The following is a 25748-nucleotide window of genomic DNA, read 5'->3' as shown; positions in this document are numbered from 1 at the left end:
GACTGAGAGGATTTGAATGGCCGACACGCGCAGCTTCGACGACCGCGACGGATGGATCTGGATCGACGGCAAGATTGTTCCCTGGCGCGAGGCCAATGTCCATGTCCTAACTCATGCGATGCATTATGCGTCGTCAGTGTTCGAGGGACAGCGTGCATACGGCGGGGTGATCTTCAAACTTTCCGAACATAGCGCTCGGCTGCGGCGGTCCGCTGAGCTGCTTGGCTTCGACATCCCCTGGTCGGTCGAGGAAATCGATGCCGCGTGCAACGAAGTGATCAAGGCCAACGGTTTCGTCGATGCCTATGTCCGCCCCGTTGCGTGGCGCGGGTCGGAGCAGATGGGGGTTTCGCCGAAAGGCACCAAGCCGCATCTGGCGATCGCAGCGTGGGAATGGGGCAAGTATTTTGCGCCTGAAATCGCGGCCAAGGGGCTGCGGCTGGACATTGCGCCATGGCGGCGGCCGGCGCCCTATACCGCACCCGTACATAGCAAGGCGGCCGGCCTTTACATGATCGCCTCCCTTTCGAAGAAACATGCCGATGAGCGCGGCTATGACGATGCGCTGATGTTCGACTGGCGCGGCCAGGTAGCGGAAGCTACTGGCGCCAACGCCTTCTTCGTGCGCGACAGCAAACTCTACACGCCGACCCCCGACTGCTTCCTCGACGGCATAACTCGCCGTACGGTTATGGATCTGGCCCGGCGTCGCGGCGTCGAGGTAATAGAAAAGGCAATCTGGCCAGAAGAGTTGGAACGCTTCGAACAGATGTTCATCACCGGTTCTGCTGCGGAGGTGACCTTTATCCAATCGGCAGGTCCGTGGAACTTCGAAATTGGCGAATTGTCTCGCCAACTTTGCCAAGACTATGACGATCTGGTCAACGGACGGCTGGTCAACGCCTAGGCGATTCACGGTTTCTTCGCATTCTCCTGTCTAAGTCGGGCGGCCGGATCATTGAAAGCAGGCGGCAGTATCGAGTGGCGGGGGCGACGGTAACATCAGCACAGGATCGTCGCAGCCACCCGCGTGGGTTGAGCTGCCGCGAAATGCTGTCGCTCGCCCCGCCGCAAGACCGAATTGGCCGCGCAGTCCGCCAGGCTCAAATCGATGCCCTTGTACGGCTCGTTCCGGCGACGGTGGCGATCCAGATTTTGACGGCCGCCGTGATGGTCGTCGCGCTCCGTGACACAACGGATCATTTCCAGCTTGGCCTCTGGTTCAGCGCAGCATTGCTGATCTGCTTCATGCGCGGAGTGAGAGCGGTGCGGCTGCGCCACGACCCCGAATATGCCGAACGCTATCCGGCGCGGACGGAGACCATCTGCCTGCTGATCGCCGTCCTTGCATCGCTGTGGCTGGTGCCGCCGCTTTACTGGTTCGATCGAGCTGCGCCGCCCGAGCAGATATTCATGTGCGTAACCATGGCGGCTCTGGTCAGCGCCGGGAGTATTACCCTCGTATCGTTGCCCCAGGCTGCGGTTCTTTATGTCGGAATGCTCACAATCGGCTGCGCAACCCTGACATTGAAGCTCAACAGTCCGGGGATGTTCGGACTGGTAATCGTCTATGCCGGAGTACTGATGAGCAACGTGCTCAGCACGGCGCGACAGTTCATCACGCATAGCCGCGATCGGATTGAGCTTCGCGAACAGGGCGAGATCATCCAGTTGCTGCGTGAGCTTGAAGCGACCGGCTCCGGCGGGCTGTGGGAGCTCGACGGCGACCTCCGGATCGTCAAGATGTCGCATGAGCTGCTGGCGGCAATGCGCTTGCGCGAAGAGCAGGTTATCGGTCGTCACTACAGCGCGCTGCTCGACCCCGCTGGACAGATCGCGAACCTCTCGACCGGCATGCGTGCACTGTTCCGGGACCTCGATAGCGGCATTCCGTTCCGCGACCGTGCGATTCCTTCTGCGGACCGGGAGCGGTGGTGGTCAATTTCGGGAAAGCCAATCCACGACAGCAAAGGGCAGTTGGTGGGCTGGCGCGGGGTCGCGTCCGACATCACCGAGGCGCGTCTTTCCGGCAGCGACTCGGTGCGCGCAGCGCGGACGGATCCACTCACCGGGCTGGCGAACCGCCTGTTGGTGCGCGAACTGCTGGAAGAAGCCGTGATGCGTCAGTGGGAGGTACAGAGCGGTTGCGCCTTGCTGCTGGTCGACCTCGACCGGTTCAAGCTAGTCAATGATACGCTCGGCCACGCCATCGGCGACCAATTGCTGGTCGAAGTCGGACGCCGCCTGGAACTCGCCATGGGTCAGGGCGGGCGGGTTGGACGGATCGGCGGCGACGAATTCGCAATCATCTGGAGTGCCGGCTGCGACCGTGATCGCCTCTCCTCGGTTGCCGATCAGATTATCGCCGACCTGTCGAAGAGCTTCACCATTGGCGCGGCGACACTTCATGTTGGCGCGACGATCGGAATCGCCGTCTGCCCGGCCGATGGCATTCTCGAAGAGCAATTGATGCGAAGCGCCGATCTTGCGCTTTACCGTGCCAAGGAAGCCGGCCGCGGTGGCCACGCCTTCTTCGAGCGTTTCATGTTCGAGCAGGCCGAGGATCATCGCCTTCTCGAGCAGGACGTGCGCGAGGCGCTGGGCGGCAATGGGCTGGCGCTCGCCTATCAACCGATCATCGATTCGGAGAGCGGCGAAGTCGTCGCCCGGGAAGCCCTTCTGCGGTGGCGCCATCCCAAGCGCGGCGATATTCCCCCCGACCAATTCATCCCGATCATCGAGGATGCCGGCCTAATCCACCAGATTGGCGATTGGGTCATTCGCGAGGCCTGTGCCGAGGCTGCCCGTTGGAGTGGTGACATGCGGGTCGCGGTCAATATCTCGGCGGCGCAGCTGACCGGTGCCGGACTGGCCAAGACGGTTCTGGGCGCGCTCGCCGCGACACGTCTTGAGCCAAGCCGGCTGGAGCTTGAAGTCACCGAAAGCGTGTTCCTGGGTGACGATGCAGCGACCCTTGCTTCGCTAGAGCGGCTGCGCGCGCTTGGCGTCCGGCTGGTGCTCGACGATTTCGGCAAAGGCTATAGCTCCTTTGGCTACTTGAGCCGCGCTCATTTCTCAAAGATCAAGATCGACCAGAGCTTTGTCCGGGGAGCCGCGGAAGGCGCGAAGGATTGCGTCGCCATAGTTCATGCGATCCTGGCGCTTGCGCGTGGTCTCGGCGTCGAAACCACCGCGGAGGGGGTCGAGACCGAGGAGCAGGCCATCGCGATGCGCCAACTTGGCTGCACCCAGCTTCAGGGCTTTCACTTCGGCAGGCCCGTACCCTCCGCTGAACTTTATGAGACTGTTCGGCGGCCACGTCGCCGACGCGCCTGATTTGCGCTTTTCATAGGCGGATGAGCGGCTATAAGCCGCCCCGCGAGCGAGCGCCCGATTTCCACGGGTGGCCCATGCTGGGGCGTCGCCAAGTGGTAAGGCACCGGTTTTTGGTACCGGCATTCGCAGGTTCGAATCCTGCCGCCCCAGCCAGCTGCTAAAAACGCAGCTAATGCATTTCCTCCGGTGTAAATTCCACGGAAGACCTCATGGATTGCGCTTGCGGTACGGCGGCCCAGGGGGTCCGCAATAATAATGGGATCACAAAAAGGGGTAGGCCAAGGCCTACCCCTCCATATTGTTTCACTCAGCCTGCAGACTATCCGCGTTCCGGCTCCGGCGGTGGTGGAGGCGGCGGTGGTGGCGGGGGCGGTGCCGGACACGCGTCGGTCGCCAGGATTACCGAACCATCCGGGCAGGTCTGTGTCGCCGGCGGTGGCGGCGGCGGTGGCGGGGGAGGCGGCGGCGCTGGCGGTGGCGCGGCCTCGGCCGATGGGCCGAACAGGACGCCAACACCGAGCAGGCCGGTCAGTCGCGCTGAGTTGGTCTTGTAATTGGCGTAGCGCCCTTCAGCCTTCACATAGAAATGATCGCTCAGCATATGCTCCATGCCGGCGCCGGCGATCCAACCCTTGGTCTTGTAATGGTTGTAGTAGCTGCCAAGCGGGGTGAATGCCTCAAATCGCTTGCGCTGCTCGTTAACACCATAGCCCAGCTTTGCGTAAATCAGGGTCGAGGGAGTGGCCATTATGCCGGCGCGAATGGCGCCCGCCCATTCCTGGAACGATTTGCGGGACGCCACCCCCGGGCCATCCACGGTTTCGTTCTCAGCGCCGGACCAAAGGAATGATCCCTCAACACCCAAGACGAAATTGTCGCCCACAAAAGTGTCGACGCCAGCAGTGCCCTGCCAGGCAACATGACCGTCATGATTGCCTTCGGAATAAAACCGATCGATGCCGACGGACGCATCGGCGCGGACGCCGCGCAAGGAGATTCCTTGTGCATTGGCCGGCTGGGCCGCCAATCCAACCACCAATGCTAGCGCTGATAGACGTCCTATACACTGTCGCTTCATACACTTCTCCATATACTCACGCAAAAATACTAATTTAATCTAAAATTTAATTAGCCAAGGATTGATGACTAACAGTATAGACAGTTGTTTATTAGCTAAATTTTTCAGCATTCAACGCAATATATTATATTACACTAGGCAATATTACTTTGAATTGTTAATTAATCTCTTCAACAGCGCACTCAACGTGATATAAGCAGCGGAGGTTCCATGCATTGGCAGGAATAATCCGACCTTGTTGCTGAAGCACAACATGTGTCCTGGAAGCAAAGTGTCGACAATCAGACGTATCGGCTGTGCGGTGCGAGTAATCGCTATAAGTCGAGTCGGAATCGACAGGCTTGGCGCTGTTAATATTTTGTTTTCTGGGTGCTGTGCCGTAAAATGCTGCTTGAAAAGGCAAAAATCATCGCCTAGTTGCTTCGCCGTTTTTGGCAGCGCGGACAGGAACCGCAATATTTCAATCAGCGAGTGGAATGGCGCAAGTCGATATTATTGCCCGGCCTGGGCTAATTGTGTTTGACGTCTCGAGCATTGAGTTGGGGGACTTAAGTGAAGGTTCAGGCCGCGACAATCGAGGGGCCTTCGGGACAGTCAAGATCGCCTGTGTGACGTGGGTGAAAGGTCCATTGAAACAAATTAGCCAATCAGCAGCAGGGGCGGGCGCAATATAGATAGCCGCAGGCTGTTCGTCAGAGTGCCTATTCCAGGAAACTAAAATGTATCAGGCTCGTATCGTCGCGGCGATTACAATATTAATATATATTATAGATGTGATTGATAATGTTACCACGAAACTGGTATCTAACGCTTATGTTGTAGCAATGCTTAACCGATTTTGCAGAAAATTGCACAAATTGTTTGGAAAACCGACAAAGCAATTATGTGGTTGTTAAGACACAATCGCTAACTTATTTCCGTCCTGTAAAAGCTCCGAAGGATCGAGGTTTGTTCACTATCAACGGATCATATTGACCTTCGCCGCAATTTCGTTAATACGTCGTTGGCTTTTTGATGCTTCGTTCAATTCAATTAAATGATCAACGTAAGCTGAACTGAGGTTCGCGTTTAACGCAGCTTTAGTATTGTCTTCTATTCGCGCGTACGGGCTCGGGTATCGCGCTACGTGGGTTGGGAAGCGTAAGTAATGTCGATGCAAAATACTGTCCGGTCCGCGTATCCGGCCGACACAATACTCGAGCGCGGAATAGAGGTTGTAAGAGTTGAGGCCGCGGCGCTCCAACTGCTGGCGGCATCACTCGATCAATCCTTCGTCATGGCTTGCGATGCGATCCTGGATTCGCGCAGGCGCGTCGTAATCACCGGAATGGGCAAGTCCGGGCATGTCGGCCGCAAATGGGCATCAACAATGGCCGCTACGGGTACCCCGGCCTTCTACGTCCATCCCGGCGAGGCTTCCCATGGCGATTTGGGGATGCTTATCCCGGGCGACGTGCTCATCGTCATTTCCAATTCGGGTAATACCAGCGAGCTTCGTGCCTTCCTTGAATATGCAAGCAAGATCGGCGTTCCGGTGATAGGCGTCGCGTCGCGTATGGATTCGTTGGTTATGCGCAATGCCGACATCAAACTCTGCCTTCCAGCAGCAAGGGAGGCCTGCCCGGCAAATATCGCACCGACCACATCGACGACAATGCAGCTGGCACTCGGTGACGCACTTGCAATGGCATTGATGGATATTCGCGGATTCACTGCAGATTGCATGAAGACTCTTCACCCGAATGGGTCGCTTGGCCTGCGTCTAACGCCAGTCAGCGATATTATGCATCCGTCGTCCCGAGTGCCGCTGGTCGATCAATCGACTCACATGCGTGACGTGATCTTGACGATGACATCGATGGGCTTCGGAATTGCTGGTGTCGTGGACCCCGCCGGCCGGCTGGTTGGAGCGATTACTGATGGCGACCTTCGTCGCCATTTCGAGGAGCTTTCTGCGGCTACGGCTGAAGAGGTGATGACCACCGATCCCATCACGGTGAACGCGAATATGCGGGCTGAGGAAGCACTGCAGCTGCTCAACGACAGCAAGGTTACCGCTGCCTTCGTGATTGAACCCAATGCACCAGTGAATACGAACGTGCCAATCGGGATCGTACACATCCACGACTTCCTGCGTCTTGGCCTGAATTAAAGCGTCTCTAGAAACTCATCGACCAAGGCGAAGTGGTTGCGCCAGTCCGGGGCCTCATAAGCGGATGCGGCAGCCAATTGCCTCCGACGTTCAACACTGTTGCCGCTGTAATCGATGACGGCGTTGGCCCAGGCCGTACGATCATGGGGATCGATATAGGTCGGGATGACGTCCGCAATCTCGCGGAAGACCGGTATATCGCTGGCAATAACGGGTACGCGTTGGTGCAATGCTTCAACGACGGGCAGGCCGAAGCCTTCAACGAAGCTGGGCATCAGCATGGCACGGGCGCCAGCAAGCAATTTGCTCATCTGTGCATCGTCGCATCCCGCCATTTCGTGAACATAACTTTTCAAAGGCCCGGGATCGTCAAGGATTGCGATAGCGTCCGCTGCTTCCCAGCCACGCTGGCCGATGATGATCAGGTCCGGGGCCTGGCTGCCCGGCCTAGCGACGATGTCGCGCCATGCTTCGAGTATCGCGAGGTGGTTCTTCCGGGCCTCGATCGTGCCGACCATCACGAAGTACGGTCGATCCTGAAAGGTGGCGTCGACGGAAGGGTTCGTAGGCCTGGTATCAATTCCCAGCCAGGCGATGAGGCTTGGCGGCATGGTGATTCTGTGGTCGTTCGCAAAGTCGGCGAGGACGCGCCTGGTCGCCGCCGAGTTAATGATCAGCCCTTTCGCTGACCGCAACGCCGTTTCCATGCGCAATTTGTGCCGGGCATCTTCGCCTTCGCGGCAATATTGCGGATGAGTTATCGGGATCAGGTCGTGAATCAGGAACACCGGCCGCAGCCGTTGCCGCGCAAGCCAAGGTCCCATATGCGGTGAATTCAACCCCGTATGCCCGACGTTCAAATAGATTTGTCCGGCAATGATGCGGTCCGCACTTCCAGCAGTGGCGGCCAGTGTCGCGACTAAATTCGAACGAAAGTGTTTCGATCCGCTCAGCAGTAGATCAAATATCCGTTTGCTGCCCGTGCGGTCAAAGATCCGGCGGAAACCGCGAAACTGAACAGCCGCCAAGGTCCTGGATTGAAAATGCTCGAGATAGGCCAGGCAAACCCGATCAATTCCGGTGGGGAGCCGACCGGTCCACTGCCGCCAAATGAGGCGGCTTACATCGAACAGAATTGGTGCGTCAGACATTGAGGGTGGGCTTAACTTAGGGCCGATGAACGGAGCTGACGTTCGGCATCCAAGTTGATTAACCCGCCTTTATGGGAATGGAGCGGCATCCAGTCTTCAGCCAACAACCGCTCGACACTGTTGATGACCAGCGTTTCCGTAGCCGATGCGCTGGCAAGTCCGCCCCGGACCAGGCACTTGGCGTGCAGTGACTTTTTGAACGCGGCATAAAGGTCCGGATCGGGCCGTTCGGGACTGCGCCAGAATCTATCTAACCCGGATTGATGCGTTATGCCTGGAACGTCATAGACCGCGTCGCCTAGGACCACGACCGGGATACCGGTTTCAAGGGCAAGTGTTCCGGAGGTACTGTTTACGCAGACCATGCCAGAGGCCGTCGTAGACAACTGCTGCAAATCGCCGCCGTCGATGCAGATAACCCGATCGCCGATTCTGAGCCGCTTCGCGCGCAATGTCAGATAAAGTCGCCAGTTCCGCCACGACGCATCGAGCGGGTGCTCCTTGACTAGGAGCAGCTGGTTCGGCGCAGCATGGGCAGCAAAACTGTCGAGCACATAGTCGACTGCCTGCGGCATCGAGTCGAACGGCGAGTGGGCCCTGATCTGATAATCGCCGGTGAGTTGTAGCGGGAACAGCACGAATTTCTTGCCGTCTATCGCGGCAAGCGCCTCTTCGGCCTGCCGCGCCCGCCGGCTGCTTCGAGCAAATTTCATCAACCATCCGAAACCTTCGCCGATAATCGAGTGGCTGCGGTGCGTTCGATAGAATGGGAAGCTGAGGCGACCAGTCACCACGTGGTGGTAATGCCAGTAGCTATCGCGTGCCCGGCGCCGAAAATCAGCAGTGATTGAAGGCAGGTCCGGAATTTCCGGCAGCCAGCTGCTCGAGGCAAGGATCAGTCCCGGATCGCGGTCGAACGGCGAATGACCGTTCACCCCGTCACGCTCCAAGGTCATCCAGTCGGGACGGATATAGCCCTCCTCGAACACGAACACTCGAACTCCGCGGAGCTTGGCCATTCGGACCGCGGCCTGGTGTACCGGTCGGCAGTCGCCATAGAGAATGACGTCGGTAATTTGGTTGGACCTCAGGAAACGGTCGAAGAACATCGGCCAGGCCGACATAGTCCCGCGATAGTTGGTCGCGCCGACAGGCCAATCGTAGCGGTCGCCGCCAGACAGGTTGATACGGTGGATGCAATGGCCGAGTTCGCGCAGCCGCAATGACAAATTTAGGAAGAAGGGTCCGGGTGGCCCCTGGAGGAACAGGAAGGACCGGCGTGGCGCCTCGGGAAACACGGTCATGCGGCCGCATCCCAAATACGGCGAAGCGCCGCCTTTAGCTTCCCCTGAGACGACCTTAGCCAGGCCAGTGGTGTCGCAAGCCTGTCTTCGTTGTTGGCGATGCGGTTAACGAGCACCTCAGGCGGGCAGGGTAATCGTGTCACGGGATCCAAATAGTTGGGATAAAGGATCAGTGTCGCAGCGACCAATTCATCGAGGCTGCGTCGCCTAGTGCGGCGCGACGGGATCGGGCCAAGGTCGATCGTCAGACCCCATCCGGCGTAGAATGGCACTCCGTGGGTGGTTACCTGCTTTCCTCGAAGCAGTGCTTCAAACCCGCCCAACGACGTAATGCAGTGCACGCCGTCAACGCTGTCGATGAGCGAGGCGATTGAGTTGCCACGCTCGATCTCATTGGCGAACTGAAGGGCGCGGTGATCGGGGATATGTCCCTTTCGATGCCCGGCTTCTACGTCGGGGTGGGGCCGATAAATGAGCCACGCGTCCGGTTCGAGCTGGCGAGCGCGCATCAATAGCCCGAGGTTGGTCTGGCCCGGGCCGCCGTTCAGAACGGACCGATCATCCTCTACTTGTCCCATGACCAGGATCCGATGACCGCTTTTGGATTTCAGCTCCTGGCGCGATCCGGCATCATATTTGCTGATCCCTCCATCGAGGACCGTCCGTTTCAATCGCGCGGCCCGATCAAGCAATGCTTCATCCATGTCCGCGGTTTGGAGGATGCGCTCGAGATCGCTTGTTTGGGTTGGGTCAAAATAAATGCCGGTGAAATCGACCACGATCGACAAAGGCGGGACGCAATTGGCACCAAGGCCTCGTCCGCGGATCATCCCATCCTCGATTTCGGCGACGGGTAGCCCGGCCTCGGAAATGCGGTTGAGGAGGGTGGTAGATGTCCGTGACTTCCACACTGCCACGACCGAACCGCCGCGAAATGATGGACTGAGCTCGGTAGAGCGGCGCGGCATGTCCGACCCGTCCCAGAGCATCGGATCGACCGTTGGGCGCTTCCAGCCTGCGATGCCAAGTACAGATGAGATTGATCGATTGCGATCGATCAGCCGGCGCCAGTCTGAAAGCAGCTTGATCGCCCGGGCGGGAGTAATTGCCTCACCGCTAAATGGGCAAGAGTAGGTCCAGCCGGAAACGGCTTGCTGAACAACGTGCTCCAGGCGCCGGTCGCCCGAAAGACTGCCGAACCTGCCGCCACAAAAGTACCTTACCGATCGCCCGAGCAAAGAAGCTACCAGCGACAGCTCATGGTCGGCGTTCGCCCAAATCGCGGCAGCCCCATCGGCAATATGCCATAGGTCGATACTACCGGTAAGAATCGGCGCCTCGGTGCTGAACGCTCCCAGCCCATGGGAATCGATCATGACGCACCGGCCGCTTAGGCCCTCGGCATTTGCCGCCTTCAGCATCTCCAGCGCCAGGCCGCGCGACGAAGGAGCAATTATTAGGTCGCGCCCTTCGGGAAGCTTTGGCTGGCTACCCCAAAAATTTCCGCCGACCCGACTGGACTTCAACAAGCTGACTAGGTCCAGGCCCATTCCGTCGTCGATTGGCGAGCCACCTGCCGACGCCAGCGGCCGCGAGCAGTGGCCAGGGAATGGAGGCAGTCTGAGAAAGGCTTCGGCCATCTAGGCCTCAACGCCCGCCAATGCGGAGCCTTTTACGGCCGAATCCACGGCCTTCGCCTGTCGAAGGAAATCGCGGAGATCTGAAAGATCCAAGGCGCTTGGCCCGTCGCAAAGCGCCTTTAAAGGATTGGGGTGTGCCTCGACGAACAAACCGGCAATTCCGACCGCAAGCCCTGCGCGTGCCAGTGGGGCGGCCTGCGTTCCGCGGCCGTCAGCGCTGTCGGGCCGTCCGCCCGGCCGTTGCAGTGCATGAGTCACGTCGAAGATGACGGGAGCCATGCTTCTCATATCATCAATGCCAAGCATGTCGACGACGAGGTTGTTGTAGCCGAAGCTACTTCCTCTCTCGCACAGCAGGATCTTGTCGCTACCAGCTTCGCGGAATTTCTCGATGATATGCCGCATTTCGGCCGGGGCGAGGAACTGCGGCTTCTTGACGTTTATGACCGCGCCCGTCCTTGCCATCGCAGTCACCAGATCGGTCTGCCGGGCGAGGAAGGCCGGCAGCTGGATGATGTCTGCAACTTCTGCTGCCTGCCGCGCCTGCCAGGGTTCGTGAACGTCCGTCAGGACCGGAACGCCGAAGCGCTCCTTAACGCGAGCCAGCATCGCCATTCCCGCTTCCATCCCGGGGCCGCGATAGGAATGGATCGACGATCGGTTGGCTTTGTCGAACGACGCCTTGAACACAAAGGCAATGCCCAACTCCCGCGTCACTGTAACGAACTCTTCGGCCACGCAATGCAGCAATTCCTCGCTTTCAATCACGTTCATTCCACCAATCAGCCCGAACGGCCGGTCGTTGGAGAATGTGATACCTCCTGGAAGGCTGACGGCGGTCACGGACATGGCTATTCGATCCCGCGCTGCCGAAGGATCTCTTCGATCGGTGCCACGTCGCTTGGATTGTTGAGCTCGATACAGTCCCAACCCACCGGATCTACCGGTACGATCTTTACGACTTGGCCTTCCGCGAGAAAGCGGAGCTGCTCCAACCCTTCCAGCGATTCCAATGTCGACGGTGAGGCCGCGGCATAGCGGGCGAGATCCTCGCGCCGATAGGCGTAGATGCCGAGGTGGAGGTGGACATGGCCGGCCGGGAAGGGAGTCTCCGGCGGAATGTAGGGAAGTACCCGCTTCGAAAAGTAGAGCGCTTGGTTCAGCCGGTTGAAAATGACGGTTGTCCCGCCGACGCGGCCTGCGGCGCTATCAGCCTCCAGATGCGCGTATGTCGAGGGTGAGCATTGCAGGGCCGGTGTCGTCATTGCGGCGTACGGGTCCTCGGCAAGCGCAGCGGCCAGCTGTCCGATCAAAGCTGCCGGCGTTAGCGGCGCATCGCCTTGGAAGTTTACGACGACATCCGGGCAGTCGGCTATTTGCACGGCCGCTTCAGCGCAGCGCTCGGTTCCATTTCGGCATTCGCTGGAGGTCATGACGACCTGGCCGCCGAACCCGCAGACCTCATCGGCAATGCGTTCGTCGTCAGTGGCAACCCAAACCTGGTCCTTGTCGCAGGCGGCGACAGCGGCCTCCCAACTTCGCTGGATCAGCGGTTTCGCCGCGCCGGTCGACCCATGCAGCTTGGCCAAGGGTTTGCCGGGGAAACGGCTGGACTCGAACCGAGCAGGAATGATGACCGCAAAGCGCGGCGCAGCGGAGTTGGCCATAACAGCTGATCCGTTACTGCCCGCTATCGACTGCGTTAGCGACGCCAATAACGGAGAAGGCGGCGGACGAGACCATATTCATGAACTTCTGAAGATCGGCGAGCGGAGCGTCGGAAACGTAAAGCACGTCCCTGTTCCGCATTGGGAAGCTTTGGGCGACGAAGAGGCTTCCTGGTTGCTTCAGGTCAAGCTGGTAGATGACGGGAAGTTTGCCGTCGGACGTAAGTCGGGCATTGGGCGGCAGCTGGCTACCCAGCGCCGCCGGGTCCTCGAGGCGGAAGACGAACACACCGCGAATGTCGGCCCGATCATCGCGCAGCCCGCCTACCCGGCCCATGGCCTGCGCCAGGTTGATGCCGGTTGCTTCGAACGGAAGCTCGCTATTGCTGCCCGTCGCGCCGAGGGCGATGAAGCTGTAGGGTTGATAAGCCACCGTCACGATGTCGTCCGGCTGGACTACGATATTCTGACTAGGATCGCGGATGACGGTTTCCAGCGGCATCGAGGCGAGCCGGTCGCCCCGCGTAATTTGAACAACCGTCTTGCTTACGGCCTGTTTGACCCCGCCGGCACCGGCGAGCACATCGAGCAAACGCTCGCCCTTCGGCGTGAGGGGTATCCTGCCACTATTGGCGACATCGCCGACAACTGTGACATTAGTTGCCTGGTTTCGGACCAGGCGGACCATCGCCTGCGGCTGATGGGCCTTGCCGCGGAGGCGCGACACAATGTCCTGCTCGATTTCGGCCGGGGTGCGGCCGGCGGCACGGATGGAACCAGCAAACGGAACCTTGATCAGCCCATTTTCGTCAACCACCTGGCCGGGCTGAGACAGGCTGTTCGACGCGACCGGAGCACCGGACATAAGGCCGGCTACCGACCCGAACAGCACGGCAGGCGGCGCCTCCCAGAGCGTAATCTCCAGGACGTCGCCGCGCCCAAGGCGCGATCCCATGACTTCGGTTTCGGTGAACATATGCGAGAAGTTCGGCGTCCGGTCCGCCGCCGCCAGTTGGCGTGCAATGTCCTCGGTCAAGGGGGCGACGCTGATCGTCGCGCTGGCCAGCGGCTTGTCCGCCGCATTCATGATGGCACTCCCACTCGGCCCGCTTGCCCCGAACGACGAACAGCCGGACATGATGCCCATCGCGATCACCAGGGCACTAATTCTTATTTGCATACGCTCTAACTATCTTGCCAATGAGATTGATGAATTCTGGGAATGTCAGACGACCCATGCACAGCAACTTCACGGAGGCGGGCAGGGAGGCCGCAGTGTCTAAGCAACTACTGACTTCAGCCAGGTGGCAAACCAGCTGCGCTTCGATCCGCTCCGCATCGAAAGAAATGGATTCAGTGTCCGAGCCGAGAATCCTTGCATCGTTCGCGACCTGCAATGCTCCTTCAAACCGGCCCATGCGTTCCAGGATGCTCGCCTTGAAGCGCAAATGCTCTCCCTGGTCAGGTTTCAGCTCAATCACCTTGCCCATCCAATACAGAGCGTCGGCAAGCATTTCCTCGGCAGCACAAGCGTGCGCCAACTGTACCAGGTCGTCGACGTCGACTTCCGCGGACGATGCCAGTTTCATTCCAATACGGATACGCTCGGCACCGCAGACGGTCATACTCCTTCGTTGCCGATAAATCGAAGGCAGGAGTTGCTCCGCCATCGCTTCAAGGTGGGCGACATGCTGGCCGTTTATCCGATCGATGTCGGCGGAAATGGCATCAGGCTCGGCTCCGAGCTCCTTAGCCTGTTGCGCGGCATGCAATGCTTCTTCGAACCGGCCCATGCGTTCCAAGATGCTCGCCTTGAGCCGAAGTAGCTCTCCGTTTTTCGGTTGAAGTTCGACTGCCATCGAAATCCGGTACAAAGCTTCAATCAGGCATTCTTCGGCGGCGTAAGCGTGAGACAGTTGTACAAGATCGTCGATGGCGGGGGTTGCATTTGCGATGACCCTTTCGCCATGGCTGATCCGATCGGCGTTGCAGGCAGCGTTATTCCGTTGCCGTCGATGAAAATCCGGCAAGACCTGGCCGGCCACTGCTTCCAGCATGTGACAGGTCCAATTCGGGTCAAGGCGCGCTTCCTGTCCGATTATGGCCAGCACCGGCGCAATGGTTTCAGCAGTTTCGTGATCGAATGCCATGTCCTGTCCCGTCAGGCGTAAGTTGTTGAGTAGGCCATCAGGTCCAGCATTGCCTCTGGTGGAGGAGCGCTTTCCGTCCGGAATTCGGCCATCCGTCCAGCTCGACCGACTGGCTGCAGATATTTTTCGACGACATGGTAGTGCGGCCGTTCATGGTAATCGTCGAACAATATGGTCGTTCCCGGCCTGGAAAAGTGCAGAGTTGCAAGGAAGCATGCGACGCGGAATCGCCCGTCGATTAGGACTAAGTCTGGTTGCACTAGGCCCTGCGAAACAATCTCGTTCCAGATCGAGGAAGCGTATAGTGGCCAACTGGCCGTCTTACTGCTGTCTTTCGGGTTGCCCCATTCAACGGTGGGGCCGATGTCCACGTAATGATCGAATAGCACAGCCGCGGACGAGTTTTCAGAAACCGCACCTTTGACGGCGTTCAAAAAGCCACGATCGGACTCCACCGAATAAATAGTGCTGACGCCCATTCCACCGGCCAAAACTGTGCTGCCGCCCGCGCCATACTCCAAAAAGCAGTCGACATCTGCTAGCCGGGCGGCCAGCAGCTCCAGCCCTTCCGGTTCCATGTGCGGTCTGCGTGGAATATCTGCGGGAGACCAAGTCGGAGCCTCATCGGGCACCTGCAGTGCAACTTCAATGTCAGCTGAGCTCGGAATATTTTGGGGAGCCAACGTGCCACCGAGAACAAGATTTTCCCATTGTACCGGCGTTGGAAACTGATGGGCGTCCTGCAAGCATGCCGCCTGCTGCGACCGCAAGATTTCCTGAAACTTTTGGTCGGTCAGGTCGCCGGGCGCATGTATCGGGTGATCGCAAACGACTGTCTTGTCGAAGCCAAGTTTGGAGAACAATTCCGGTTTGCTGTGCAGGCCAGTTCGTCCAATCGGCAATCCGAAATTAGCAAAAGTAGAAAGACGTACCGTTCCAAGACTGACAGTAGCGCACTGCTTCACATAATCCTGGCTAGAGGCACTTGGCCTGAAACCACAGCGTTCGAGCCACGCATATACCGAATTGTGTGATCTTTTCCTGTATGGTGTGCCCTCAATTAAATTGAGATACAGTTCAACGAACGGCTGTCTTCTTTCCCAAAATGAGCGAAATAGGCCAAACCCCCAATTATGACCAATTTCAGTATATTCATATAGGTTATGAAGTTGCTTGATTTTGGGTCGTAATGAGTCATGTGGATGGGCAGAAATCATGCCAACCCGCCTATCGTCCTTGAATTTTTCGACTAATTTTTTGATGATCGAAACATATTGTGATGACAGAATTAGGTCGTCCTCGCAAAAGAGCACGAAATCATAACCCTTTTCACGAAAAAGTAGCTTCTCGATGAAATCGAAGTGCAGGGCGACGCCTAGATTCTTGGGCTGCTGGTACGTCTCGATGTGGTCCGGTAGGCGACGCATGATCTTGGACACCTGCTGGTGGCCAACAACGTCGCTACGGCTGTCCTCATGGCAGAAGCCATCCTGAAATACATGGATGTCGAAATGTTCTTGGATTGGACGACCGTCGATCGTCTGAGCCAAAATCGATGGCAGGACCAGGGAAAGGTAATGTGCGCGGTCGTAGGTGATGACCGCCAGCGCCATTTTCATTTAGGTTACTCGCTATACACGCTGTATTGATCAGTCAGGCGGCTTTGGCCGTGTTGGGCGTCGGCTGCTGAGTTGGTTGCAAGCATGGCTCCTCTATCGACGACCCATTTCCCGCAGGGACCGCCTTCAGTCCGGTCCTCGAGCTAAGTTGCGCCAGAAATTGCTGCCATTTAGGAAGTATCACTTCCGGCTGGTATCGGCCGCTGACCTGTTGTCCGCGCTCGCGCAATTGCTCTTCCACTTCCGGCGACACATCTTCGTACAAGGCCTGCTTGAGTGCCTGGACTAGGCTGGCTGTCGAATAGGGGTCAAAGAAGAGCGCGGCATCGTCATAGACCTCGCGGTGTACCGGAATGTCGGATGCAATGGTGATGCCGCCCGAGGCCATCGACTCGACGCCTGAGAAGTCGAAACCTTCGCCAAGGCTGGGGCAGACGGTAGCTAGGGCGTTGCGATAGAGAGTTCGCAGATCGCCGGTGGGCACAGCATTGAGCATGAACAGCTCGCCCCGTTCCATCCACCCCGAAACTGCTGTCTGTATTGTGCCATAGTCCCATCCAAGCGTTCCGACCGTAATTAGCTTCAGATCGGGGTCGATGTTCGCCTTAATATATTCCCAAGCTGCGATGAGCCGCGCATGGTTCTTTCGGGGCTCAATAGTGGAAACCATCAGCAGATAGCGAAAGCCGGATGAATCGATGTGCTTTCGGTAAAAGCTTTCCTTCTCCCGACTGGTCAGGAACTTGGGCAGCCAACCTGACTGCTCATAGAGCCGAGTACGCACCACACGTTTGGCTGCCTGAATATCCGGAGATTCTGCGAAATAATTGTGTGACACCATGTTGTGAATGGTGATGGCGCGGGGCTCCGCTTCGGGAAAGATCTTTAAAAGGTCCTGGCGGGTTGTTTCCGAAACGCAGGCGAACCAGGCCCCATGGCGGACATTGGCTTCCAGCGCGCGGAAATGGGTGGCCTGGTGAATCGACTTGTCGGGAATGGTGTGCGGCATCAGGACTGGGATGGCATCGTGATAGCGGATGACCATCTTCGTCCCCTTGGCAACGCGCCCGGGATAGGGTGTCTGGCCGATAAAGACGTCGACGTCGGGTGTGACTAGCGTCGGATATAGAGCCGTACGCCGCCAAGTCAGCGTCGATAGGCCTGTCATGTGCATCGTGTTCCACGGAACCGAGCAAATGCGGTGGTCGGCGGATGCAACGCTACCGAAATCGCGGGCAGGCAGGCTCTTGGAGAAAAGGATGCGCCATGTGAAGTCTTGGAATTCCTTGGATTCGAACCGGCCAAGACGGATCTTGCCTAGGCCCAGGCTCAACAGGACCGTCAGCTGGAAGGCGTTCAGCTTGCGACGCATGAAACGGCTAACGCGGTCAAAAACATTTTCGAACGGCTGCTCGGCGAGCGAGACAATCACCTTCGAATAGCGGTTGAGGGCGTAGGTGTTCTTGAACTTCTTGCGCCCCTTTTCGGGCATGCCTGCCGAGAGGAACCGGTGCGAGGTCTGCAACAGCCCTTCGACTTCGACACCGTTTAGCTGCCGAAGACCGCGGAACAGAAGGCGCACTTCTTGCGGGATGCCGGCAAAGCCCTCAAGAGCAGGGCGCATTTCTACCAGAACGGATATCTTCCGGTTCTTTTTACTCTTACTCATCCGTAATAGCTTTCTTTGAATCTTAGTTTGTTATGGATTGATTATCGGACGAATAGACATGATAGGCTTTATCCATGTCATCAAAGTAAGTAAGAAATCCATTTTCCAGCATTACGACACGCTTGCAATGCTGCTTTATGTAATCATGACTGTGTGACACGATAATCATCGCCCTATCGCGACGCTTTTCAAATAATTCTTCCTGACATTTTCTGGTGAATCGATCGTCTCCGACCGCAACAACTTCGTCGATAAGGAAGCAGTCAAAATCGATCACCATGGAGATCGCGAATGCAAGTCGCGCGCGCATGCCGGAAGAATAGTTCTTAACCGGTTCTCTCAAGTAGCGACCAAGTTCGGAGAACTCTTCGACGAAGGCGATCTTGTCTTCTGGGGCGACGCCGTAGATTCGGCAGATGAAACGCAAATTGTCGAGGCCAGTCAATGTGCCCTGAAAGGCACCTCCGAAGGCGATTGGCCAGGACACGGTCATTTGGCGAGTTACCGTCCCGCGGTCGGGTTGCTCGGCGCCGCTGATCAAACGGATCATCGTAGACTTGCCGGCACCGTTTCGGCCGAGGATGCCGACTTTCTCGCCACGCTTTACTTGCAGGTTGATCCGGTCGAGTACCTTCACCCATCCCCCGCGAGTCCGGTAACTCTTTGAAACGTCCGTCAGCGTGATCATGCCGGGATTACTCGATTGCGAAGTGCACGTACGCGAAGTAGCCCCAGAAATGTCAGCGTTGCGGAAAAACTGGCCATATAGGCCATGTCGTAATGGGCGGTGATCGCCGAACCGAAATAGCCTTCACGCAGCAGCTCAACGCCATGGACCATCGGAATGTATAAAACCAATTCCTGCGCAGCCTTGGGCAATGCATCGACCAGGAAGGCGGCGCCGGATAACGGGAAGATCAGATATGAGGCTGGATGCCAGATCTTGTCGACCAGCTCATTGTCATAGGCAAGCGAGCCGAGGAAAATGGCTAATGCGCCTCCGAACCAAGTCAGCATGGCCCAGCCGGCAAAGACCTTCAGCACGTCCTCGGGCGGCTCCAGCCATTTGATCGAGATGAAGAAGATTGTCAGGATAACGAAGGAAATGGTCGCTCCCATGGCCTCCAGGGTCAGCCGCGCGTAGTAGATGTCGATGATCTTGACGTAACGGTGATAGAGCAGGGACAGGTTTGGCTCGATCGCCGAGATGCAGCGGCCCGGCATGTTTCGCCAGAGCAGCACGCTGGAATAGCCGGTCAGCGCGAACGCCACGATGGGTAGTGAGGACCCATGTCCGGCCTTCGCAAAGGTCCACAGCGCGGTGACGCCGAGCGTGAACATCATCGGTTCGACGAACAGCCAGAGAAATCCGATATTGTGGCGGCCAAAGCGCGTCAGTATCTCGCGCAGCAGCAAGGCGCCGATTACCCGTCGCTGGATTGTCCACGAGCGCGACAGTGATCGCTCGCCCATCGGGTTGATCGCATCGAACATCAGTCGTGGTGTTCCCGAACCCCAGCAAGCAGCAGGCTCAGGATGCCAAAGGCAATAAGTCCCAGCACGAGAGTCGCCAAAATCCCCCGCAAACGCCGCGGCTCGAGCGCCTCATCGGGCAAGTTGGGCTGTACGATCCGCTCGACATATGCCTGCTTCCTGCGCGCCTCATTGCGAGCCTCCTGAAGCGAGGCCATCGCTCCCGCAAGCCGCTTGTCGGCCCATTCACGATCGAGGGCCAGGCGTTGATACCGCACGGCACTTGCCGAAAGCGAACGATTGCCGCCAGCCGCGCGGCCAAGCTCTGAATCGATTTGCCTCGATAATCCGGCGATCCGGGTCCGAAGGAGGGGAATCTGGGGATTTTCAGGAGCCAACGCCTGAAGCTGCTGAAGCTGGAGCCGAGCGCCGATCACCTCGTCCTGTAACTTCGAAACGAGCTGCAATTGCACCGTGGCCTGACGCTCCGGGTCAACAATTCCCTGGGTGTTACGAAATGCCGCTAGGGCTTGCGAGGCACGCCTTGCCTCAACCTCGGCTTCCCGCGCTTCGCGCTGGGCGTAACCGAGCAAGTCTACTTCTCCGCGATTATTGAGGCGATTGACCAGGCCCTCGGCAAGTTCGAGCAATCGCTCGTTCATTCGCTGCGCATCCTGGGCGCGAAATGCCTTAACCGTCAGGGTCGTGATTGATGAGGTCGTATTATGCTCGACGTCAATCTTCCTGCCATAATAGTCGTAAAGATCTTCGAAGCTCTGATCTAAGCCGAGCGGATTAAACCGATCCCAAATCGACACCGAAGGACTTCCGAATGCTTTTTCGACTTGCCCCTGTTCATTCAGCGCCTTCAGCGCGTCGCGGGATTTGACGTAATCCTGCGTGATGAAGATCTCGTCGCCGGCGTTGGAAAAACCGACGCTCTTCAGCAAAATCCCGAGGCCGGATGCGGCAGGCTTGTCCGGGCTCCGGACGACGAATTGCGACTGAGAAATATATACGTCTGAAGCCAGGAAACCAAAATAAACCGTAGCAATAAATGTCGGCAATACGACAGTGGCAAGGAATAGTGGGTTCGTCCGGCGAAACAGCCGCCTGTCCCTCGTATCCGAACGCAACTCGCTGATATCAGGTCGAAAGAACAACATATTCACGGGGAGGGGTCCTTAGCTACAGACGATTGATTGCGCTATCAGTTTTCTGTAGTAATTTGGGCCATAGACATTCGAATTTCCTGGCAGTGCTCTTATTGCATCACCACATTTGGTCTGCAGCCGCGAATGCCAAAATTCTGCAAGTGAAGGCGAATTTGTAAGTCCTTTATGCTGGCCGTTTCATCCTTCAAGGATATCTCTGCGAGTTCCGAGCCGGAATCGCAAGCGGTTGAGGCAGCCAATCCTAGATAACCAATGAGCGGTCAAGCCAATTTAGCTCCGTTGTATACTTGCGGATTAGAAATTGTGTCACGCGTGCCAATTAGTTACTTAAAATAAATTAAAACGATGGATTGGCAAAGTTAATTAGACTTCATCGAACCAAGGCTCGCTGAACCGGCCGTGACGGGTACGTTGCGTTAGTCGCGAAAACTCCGCGTCTTCCATGGGCACCAGCGATTTGTGATAACCGGCTTCGAAGTAGACGTCGGTCTGCTGCTCCAGCGTTTCGTCGACGATCGTCGTGATGCCCGTATTCCACCGGTGGGACCGAACCCAGCTCAGCTTGAAGCCTCTTGTTATTGCCATTCTCGGCGATGTTCGTATCGTCCGTCTTCACCCAACGCTCTGCGAAAGGCAGCGACTGTAGCCAAGGATTAATTCGCCCGGAGAGCGAGTTGAAAGATTCACGGACTTAAAGCGTTAAATTGGCCGAGTTGGTTTCCTGCCAACCCAGCGAAAATTCCATGCGGTATTGATTCTGCCAGGCAATTGCGCCTAGTCCCTGAGGTTCTTCGTGACGACAAGAACAGGGGTCGTCCATGGTGCCAAGATCGAGGGCCGGGCTTCGATTTCTAGGAGGCAAAACCGGCCTGCTCGCGGGCTTGGCGGTTCCGCTTGCCGCATGCAACCGAGGCATTCTCGACCCGGTTGGACCCGTCGGCGGCGCCGAAAAGACCATCCTGATCAATTCGACCGCGATCATGCTGGCGATCATCATCCCGACGATGCTGGCGACCGTGGCATTCGCCTGGTGGTTCCGGCGCGGTAACAACAAGGCGGAATACCGCCCGGACTGGGAATATTCGGGGGCAATCGAGATGGTTGTCTGGGGCATTCCGGTGCTGACCATCATGCTACTGGGCGGCATCACCTGGATCAGCAGTCACGACCTCGAACCGAGCAAGCCGCTCGATTCCCCCGTCAAGCCGCTGACGGTGGAAGTCGTCTCGCTCGACTGGAAATGGCTGTTCATCTACCCCGACCAGGGGGTCGCGACGGTCAACCAGCTGGTCGTGCCGGCCGGCACGCCGCTGAACTTGAAGCTAACCTCCGCGACCGTGTGGAACAGCTTTTTCGTCCCGCAATTCGGGTCGATGATCTACACAATGCCGCGGATGACGACCCGCTTAAACCTCCAGGCCGACCGCCAGGGTATCTATGATGGGCTTTCATCTCATTTCAGCGGCGACGGTTTTCCCGGCATGCAGTTCAAGGCCCATGTCGTCCCGCCGGAGCAGTTTGCTGCCTGGGCCAACGGCGCGCGCAGCAATGGGCTGGCGCTCGACGCGAAAAGCTATGCCGACCTGTCGAAGCCGAGCAGCTATGTGAAGCCGATGACTTATGGGACGGTGACTCCCGGCCTGTTCAACGCGATCGCCACCAAGGGCGGGCCGCCGCCATTGCCGCCGGTCCCGCCGGCAACCGAGCAGGGGGGCTAAGGCATGTTCGGCAAGCTGACCTGGGACGCCATTCCCTTTGACGAGCCGATCCCGCTGGTCACGTCGCTGGTCGTGATCCTGGCGGTAGTCGGCACTGGCATCTGGGTCTGGCGCAAGGGCTGGTGGCCCGCTCTTTGGCACGGCTACATCACATCCACCGATCACAAGAAGATCGGTATCATGTACATCGTGCTGGCGCTGCTGATGCTGGTCCGCGGCTTCGCCGACGCGATCATGATGCGGGCACAGCAGTCGCTGGCGATCGGGGCATCGCAGGGATACCTCCCGCCCGATCACTATAACCAGATCTTCTCGGCGCACGGCACGATCATGATCTTTTTCGTGGCGATGCCATTCGTCATCGGGTTCATGAATTTCGCGGTCCCGTTGCAACTGGGCGTGCGCGACGTCGCCTTTCCGACGATGAACAACGTCAGCTTCTGGCTGACCGCGTCGGGCGCGCTCCTGGTCAATCTCAGCCTGTTCATCGGCGAATTCGCCCGGACCGGCTGGCTCGCGTTCCCCCCGCTCAGCGAGAAGGAATTTTCGCCCGGTGTCGGGGTCGATTATTACCTCGTGGCGTTACAGATATCCGGTGTCGGGACGCTGCTGACAGGGGTCAATTTCGTCACCACGATTTTGAAGACCCGTGCGCCCGGCATGAGCTATCTCAGGATGCCGGTATTCTGCTGGACCTCGCTGGCGTCAAACCTGCTGATCATCGCCGCCTTCCCGGTGCTGACGGTGACCTTGGCGCTGCTGATGCTGGACCGCTACCTCGGCTTCCACTTCTTCACCAATGACGGTGGCGGCAACTCGATGCTCTACATGAACCTGATCTGGGTCTGGGGGCATCCGGAAGTCTATATTCTCGTCCTGCCGGCGTTCGGCATCTTTTCGGAGGTCGCCGCGACCTTTTCGGGCAAGCCGCTGTTTGGCTATCGCTCGATGGTCTTCGCCACACTGGCAATCTGCATCATCTCATTCTGCGTCTGGCTGCACCATTTCTTCACCATGGGCGCAGGCGCGAACGTCAACGCCATTTTCGGCATTGCCAGCATGATCATCGGGATCCCGACCGGGGTGAAAATCTATAACTGGCTGTTCACGATGTACGGCGGCCGAGTCCGTTTCAACGTGCCGATGTACTACTTGATCGGCTTCATGCTGACCTTCGTCCTGGGCGGCCTTACCGGCGTCCTGCTAGCCATCCCGGCGGTCGATTTCCTGGTCCACAACAGCCTGTTCCTGGTGGCGCATTTCCACCATGTGATTATCGGCGGTGTCGTCTTCGCGATCATGGCCGGCTACACCTACTGGTTTCCCAAGGCGTTCGGCTTCACGCTGGACGAGCGCCTCGGCAAGGCGATTTTCTGGTGCTGGTTCATCGGCTTCCACCTGGCCTTCATGCCGCTCTACGTGCTCGGCTTCTGGGGCGCGACGCGACGGATGCAGCACATTCCCGATGCTAGCTGGGCACCGTGGCTTAACGTCGCCTTCTTCGGCGCCGCGATTATCGGGCTGGGGATTGCCTTGACCGTGGTGCAGCTCCTTTATTCGATCAAGACCCGCGACCAGCGGCGGGATGTTACCGGTGATCCCTGGGACGGCCGGACGCTGGAGTGGCTGACCTTGTCGCCGCCGCCACATTATAATTTCGCGGTGCTGCCTGACGTTCATGGCGAAGAAGCCTATTGGACCCGCAAGCAAACCGCGATCAAGGAAGACAGGCTGATCGACGAGCCCAACTACCAGCCCATCGAAATGCCGATCGATACGCCGACCGGCGTGATCTGCGCCTTATTCGCCTCGATCTGCGGCTTTGCCGTCATCTGGCATATCTGGTGGCTGGCGATCCTCGGCCTGATCGGCGCGTTCGCTATCTTCGTCTGGTACGCGTGGCAGGACGAGCATGAGCATATTATCCCGGTCGACGAGGTCAGGGAGAATGCCCGCGAGCGCCGCCGGATCCGCATGGAACATCTCCACAGCCTGAGCCAGTCGACATGACCGCGTCGGAAGCACCTGCCATTGGCCTGACCCACGTCGGCTCCGAAGACACCGGGCTGGGTCATCGCGGCCCGGAATCGAAGAGCATCGTCGTCCCTTACGGCTTCTGGCTGTTCGTCCTGTCGGACATGGTGCTGTTCTCAGCCCTGTTCGCGACCTACGCATCGCTGGCGCATGCCACGGACGGCGGTCCGACTTCGAACCAGTTGTTCGATCGCAACTTGGTGGCGATCGAGACGATGGCGCTTCTGTTGTCGAGTTTCACCTGCGGCCTTGCAATGATCGTCGCCAAGCGCGGCAACATGAAGTGGACCCTCGGCTGGCTGCTGGTCACCGGTCTGCTCGGGTTCGTATTCCTTTTCATCGAGCTTTATGAATTCGCTTCGATGATTGGCGAAGGAGCGGGGCCGCAGCGTAGCGCCTTCCTCTCCGCCTTCTTCACCCTAGTCGGCTGCCATGGCGCGCATGTCACTGTGGGCCTGCTGTGGATCGGCACGATGATGGCGCAGATCTGGTCCAAGGGATTCCGCGAGCACATCATGCGCCGCCTGCTGTGCCTTAGCGTCTTCTGGCACGCCCTCGACATCATCTGGGTCGCCATTTTCACCATCGTCTACCTGATCGGGACGTTGCCATGACCGAACATGATCCCGAAAAGCTGAACGTCGCGCCCGGCCAGCCGCACAGCAACATCCTGAGCGAAACCGTGGCCTACGTGATCGGTCTCGCCCTGGCGCTGGTCCTGACCGGCGTTTCCTTCTGGGTGGCGTCGACGTCGGCGCTTTGGGGCCCGGGCGTTGCGGTTGGGCTGGTCGTACTGGCGATCGCCCAGATGGGCGTGCACCTGGTCTTCTTCCTCCACATCACCAGCGGCCCGGACAACACCAACAATGTGCTGGCGTTGGCCTTCGGTGTGCTGATCGTCTTCCTGGTGATGATCGGCACGATCTGGATCATGGGCCACATGAACGCCAACATGGCGCCCGATCCTGCGTTGATGAACCTGCAGATGCAGCACTGAGCGATCCGTCGCGTGAACGACGACGTACCAAGAGTGGCACAGCCGTAAAAATACGCGTCGCTAACAGCCGGCAGTAACGCTTACTCGATCAACATTGGCTCGCTGAACTGCCCATGGCGGGCACCTTGCATGACGCGCGAAAACTCATCGCGGTTCATGTGCACCAGCGAGGCATGATCGCCAGCTTCGAAATAGACGTCCGATTGCTGTTCGAGCGCATCGTCGACGATCGCCTTCAGGCCATAGCCGGTCGGCGGAACCGCGCCGATATCGCAGTCGTCGAACAGGCTCTTGATCTCTTCCTCGCTGGCGAGGCGGGGTTTGTGGCCGAGCTCGCTCCGCAACTCGGACAATTCGACCTTCCGGTCCGACGGCAACACGGCAAGCAAATATTCGTCGTCGGTGTCGAGTAGCACGACCTTTGCGACCTGTTCGGCAGGGACGGAGCTGGCCGATGCGGTCTCGAGCGATGATTTGGTCGGTTGATGCTCGACCAGATCATAGTTCGCCTTCACCTGGTCCAAATATTGGCGGAGTTTGGGCGCGATGGTCATGTGGGCCTCCTTTGATGCGCGCGGCGTCCAA

22 protein-coding genes and 1 tRNA gene are annotated in these 25748 nt (G+C 58.1%); 8 read left to right on the top strand and 15 right to left on the bottom strand.

The genetic code is table 11. From position 1 onward, the window contains the following. Nucleotides 1–16: 16 nt before the first annotated feature. From LVY65_RS04880 to LVY65_RS04870, 3 genes are all read left to right on the top strand, one after another. Nucleotides 17–907 (top strand): branched-chain amino acid aminotransferase, encoded by an 891-nt coding sequence (locus LVY65_RS04880; RefSeq protein WP_235066864.1) that lies wholly within the window; start codon nucleotides 17–19, stop codon nucleotides 905–907. 143 nt (nucleotides 908–1050) lie between these two features. Continuing rightward, nucleotides 1051–3336, top strand: coding sequence for a putative bifunctional diguanylate cyclase/phosphodiesterase (locus tag LVY65_RS04875; protein WP_235066863.1), 2286 nt, complete (start codon nucleotides 1051–1053; stop codon nucleotides 3334–3336). 78 nt (nucleotides 3337–3414) lie between these two features. Further along, nucleotides 3415–3489 (top strand) — tRNA-Gln (locus LVY65_RS04870). Nucleotides 3490–3655: 166 nt separating this feature from the next. Here the strand turns inward: LVY65_RS04870 and LVY65_RS13205 are convergent. Beyond that, a complete protein-coding gene (locus LVY65_RS13205) occupies nucleotides 3656–4414 on the bottom strand; it encodes an outer membrane protein (protein WP_268828573.1) in 759 nt (252 codons plus the stop codon). A gap of 1153 nt (nucleotides 4415–5567) precedes the next feature. On the opposite strand from LVY65_RS13205, the gene LVY65_RS04855 reads away from it, so the two are divergent. Next, nucleotides 5568–6566 (top strand): KpsF/GutQ family sugar-phosphate isomerase, encoded by a 999-nt coding sequence (locus tag LVY65_RS04855; protein WP_235066862.1) that lies wholly within the window; start codon nucleotides 5568–5570, stop codon nucleotides 6564–6566. On the opposite strand, the gene LVY65_RS04850 is transcribed toward LVY65_RS04855, so the two are convergent. From LVY65_RS04850 to LVY65_RS04790, 13 genes are all read right to left on the bottom strand, one after another. After that, a complete protein-coding gene (locus LVY65_RS04850) occupies nucleotides 6563–7594 on the bottom strand; it encodes a glycosyltransferase family 4 protein (RefSeq protein ID WP_235066861.1) in 1032 nt (343 codons plus the stop codon). The genes LVY65_RS04855 and LVY65_RS04850 overlap by 4 nt on opposite strands. A 134-nt stretch (nucleotides 7595–7728) precedes the next feature. After that, on the bottom strand, nucleotides 7729–9021 hold the full coding sequence (locus LVY65_RS04845) for a capsule biosynthesis protein (RefSeq protein ID WP_235066860.1): 1293 nt from the start codon (nucleotides 9019–9021) through the stop codon (nucleotides 7729–7731). Then, entirely contained in the window at nucleotides 9018–10571 is a 1554-nt protein-coding gene (locus tag LVY65_RS04840) for a capsular polysaccharide export protein, LipB/KpsS family (protein WP_235066859.1), read from the bottom strand. The genes LVY65_RS04845 and LVY65_RS04840 overlap by 4 nt, the downstream gene beginning before the upstream one ends. Nucleotides 10572–10661: 90 nt before the next feature. Next, complete coding sequence (gene kdsA / locus LVY65_RS04835) at nucleotides 10662–11510, bottom strand: 3-deoxy-8-phosphooctulonate synthase (protein WP_235066858.1); 849 nt, start codon at nucleotides 11508–11510, stop codon at nucleotides 10662–10664. 2 nt (nucleotides 11511–11512) lie between these two features. Next, on the bottom strand, nucleotides 11513–12328 hold the full coding sequence (locus tag LVY65_RS04830; RefSeq protein WP_235066857.1) for a 3-deoxy-manno-octulosonate cytidylyltransferase: 816 nt from the start codon (nucleotides 12326–12328) through the stop codon (nucleotides 11513–11515). Nucleotides 12329–12341: 13 nt separating this feature from the next. Continuing rightward, nucleotides 12342–13508, bottom strand: coding sequence for a polysaccharide biosynthesis/export family protein (locus LVY65_RS04825; RefSeq protein ID WP_235066856.1), 1167 nt, complete (start codon nucleotides 13506–13508; stop codon nucleotides 12342–12344). Continuing rightward, entirely contained in the window at nucleotides 13492–14478 is a 987-nt protein-coding gene (locus tag LVY65_RS04820; protein ID WP_235066855.1) for a tetratricopeptide repeat protein, read from the bottom strand. The genes LVY65_RS04825 and LVY65_RS04820 overlap by 17 nt, the downstream gene beginning before the upstream one ends. An 11-nt stretch (nucleotides 14479–14489) precedes the next feature. After that, on the bottom strand, nucleotides 14490–16097 hold the full coding sequence (locus tag LVY65_RS04815) for a bifunctional glycosyltransferase/class I SAM-dependent methyltransferase (protein WP_235066854.1): 1608 nt from the start codon (nucleotides 16095–16097) through the stop codon (nucleotides 14490–14492). A 34-nt stretch (nucleotides 16098–16131) separates the two neighbouring features. Next, nucleotides 16132–17766 carry a glycosyltransferase family 4 protein gene (locus LVY65_RS04810; RefSeq protein ID WP_235066853.1) on the bottom strand — a complete coding sequence of 545 codons (1635 nt, stop codon included), beginning with the start codon at nucleotides 17764–17766 and terminating at the stop codon, nucleotides 16132–16134. A gap of 22 nt (nucleotides 17767–17788) precedes the next feature. Further along, the gene (locus tag LVY65_RS04805; RefSeq protein ID WP_235066852.1) at nucleotides 17789–18454 is read right to left on the bottom strand and encodes an ABC transporter ATP-binding protein; all 666 of its coding nucleotides are present in this window, start codon (nucleotides 18452–18454) and stop codon (nucleotides 17789–17791) included. After that, nucleotides 18451–19260: an ABC transporter permease gene (locus LVY65_RS04800; protein WP_235066851.1), complete on the bottom strand. Its 810-nt coding sequence runs from the start codon at nucleotides 19258–19260 to the stop codon at nucleotides 18451–18453. Before LVY65_RS04800 ends, LVY65_RS04805 begins: the two co-directional genes overlap by 4 nt. Then, nucleotides 19260–20405 (bottom strand): hypothetical protein, encoded by a 1146-nt coding sequence (locus tag LVY65_RS04795; protein ID WP_235067173.1) that lies wholly within the window; start codon nucleotides 20403–20405, stop codon nucleotides 19260–19262. Before LVY65_RS04795 ends, LVY65_RS04800 begins: the two co-directional genes overlap by 1 nt. Nucleotides 20406–20777: 372 nt before the next feature. Next, a complete protein-coding gene (locus tag LVY65_RS04790; protein WP_235066850.1) occupies nucleotides 20778–20999 on the bottom strand; it encodes a hypothetical protein in 222 nt (73 codons plus the stop codon). A 233-nt stretch (nucleotides 21000–21232) separates the two neighbouring features. On the opposite strand from LVY65_RS04790, the gene cyoA reads away from it, so the two are divergent. The 4 genes from cyoA to cyoD are packed head-to-tail and all read left to right on the top strand — an operon-like array spanning nucleotide 21233 to nucleotide 25163. Then, complete coding sequence (cyoA, locus tag LVY65_RS04785) at nucleotides 21233–22132, top strand: ubiquinol oxidase subunit II (RefSeq protein WP_235066849.1); 900 nt, start codon at nucleotides 21233–21235, stop codon at nucleotides 22130–22132. A gap of 3 nt (nucleotides 22133–22135) precedes the next feature. Beyond that, a complete protein-coding gene (cyoB, locus tag LVY65_RS04780; protein WP_235066848.1) occupies nucleotides 22136–24142 on the top strand; it encodes a cytochrome o ubiquinol oxidase subunit I in 2007 nt (668 codons plus the stop codon). Beyond that, a complete protein-coding gene (gene cyoC, locus LVY65_RS04775) occupies nucleotides 24139–24780 on the top strand; it encodes a cytochrome o ubiquinol oxidase subunit III (protein ID WP_235066847.1) in 642 nt (213 codons plus the stop codon). Before cyoB ends, cyoC begins: the two co-directional genes overlap by 4 nt. After that, on the top strand, nucleotides 24777–25163 hold the full coding sequence (gene cyoD / locus LVY65_RS04770; protein WP_235066846.1) for a cytochrome o ubiquinol oxidase subunit IV: 387 nt from the start codon (nucleotides 24777–24779) through the stop codon (nucleotides 25161–25163). Before cyoC ends, cyoD begins: the two co-directional genes overlap by 4 nt. A gap of 80 nt (nucleotides 25164–25243) precedes the next feature. Here cyoD and LVY65_RS04765 read toward each other — a convergent pair whose 3' ends face one another. Continuing rightward, complete coding sequence (locus LVY65_RS04765) at nucleotides 25244–25717, bottom strand: aminoacyl-tRNA deacylase (protein ID WP_235066845.1); 474 nt, start codon at nucleotides 25715–25717, stop codon at nucleotides 25244–25246. Between the last annotated feature and the right edge of the window lie 31 nt (nucleotides 25718–25748).

The organism is Sphingomonas cremea (assembly GCF_021502585.1).
Lineage (GTDB): Bacteria > Pseudomonadota > Alphaproteobacteria > Sphingomonadales > Sphingomonadaceae > Sphingomicrobium > Sphingomicrobium cremea.
This window is presented reverse-complemented; position numbering and strand designations above follow the sequence as displayed.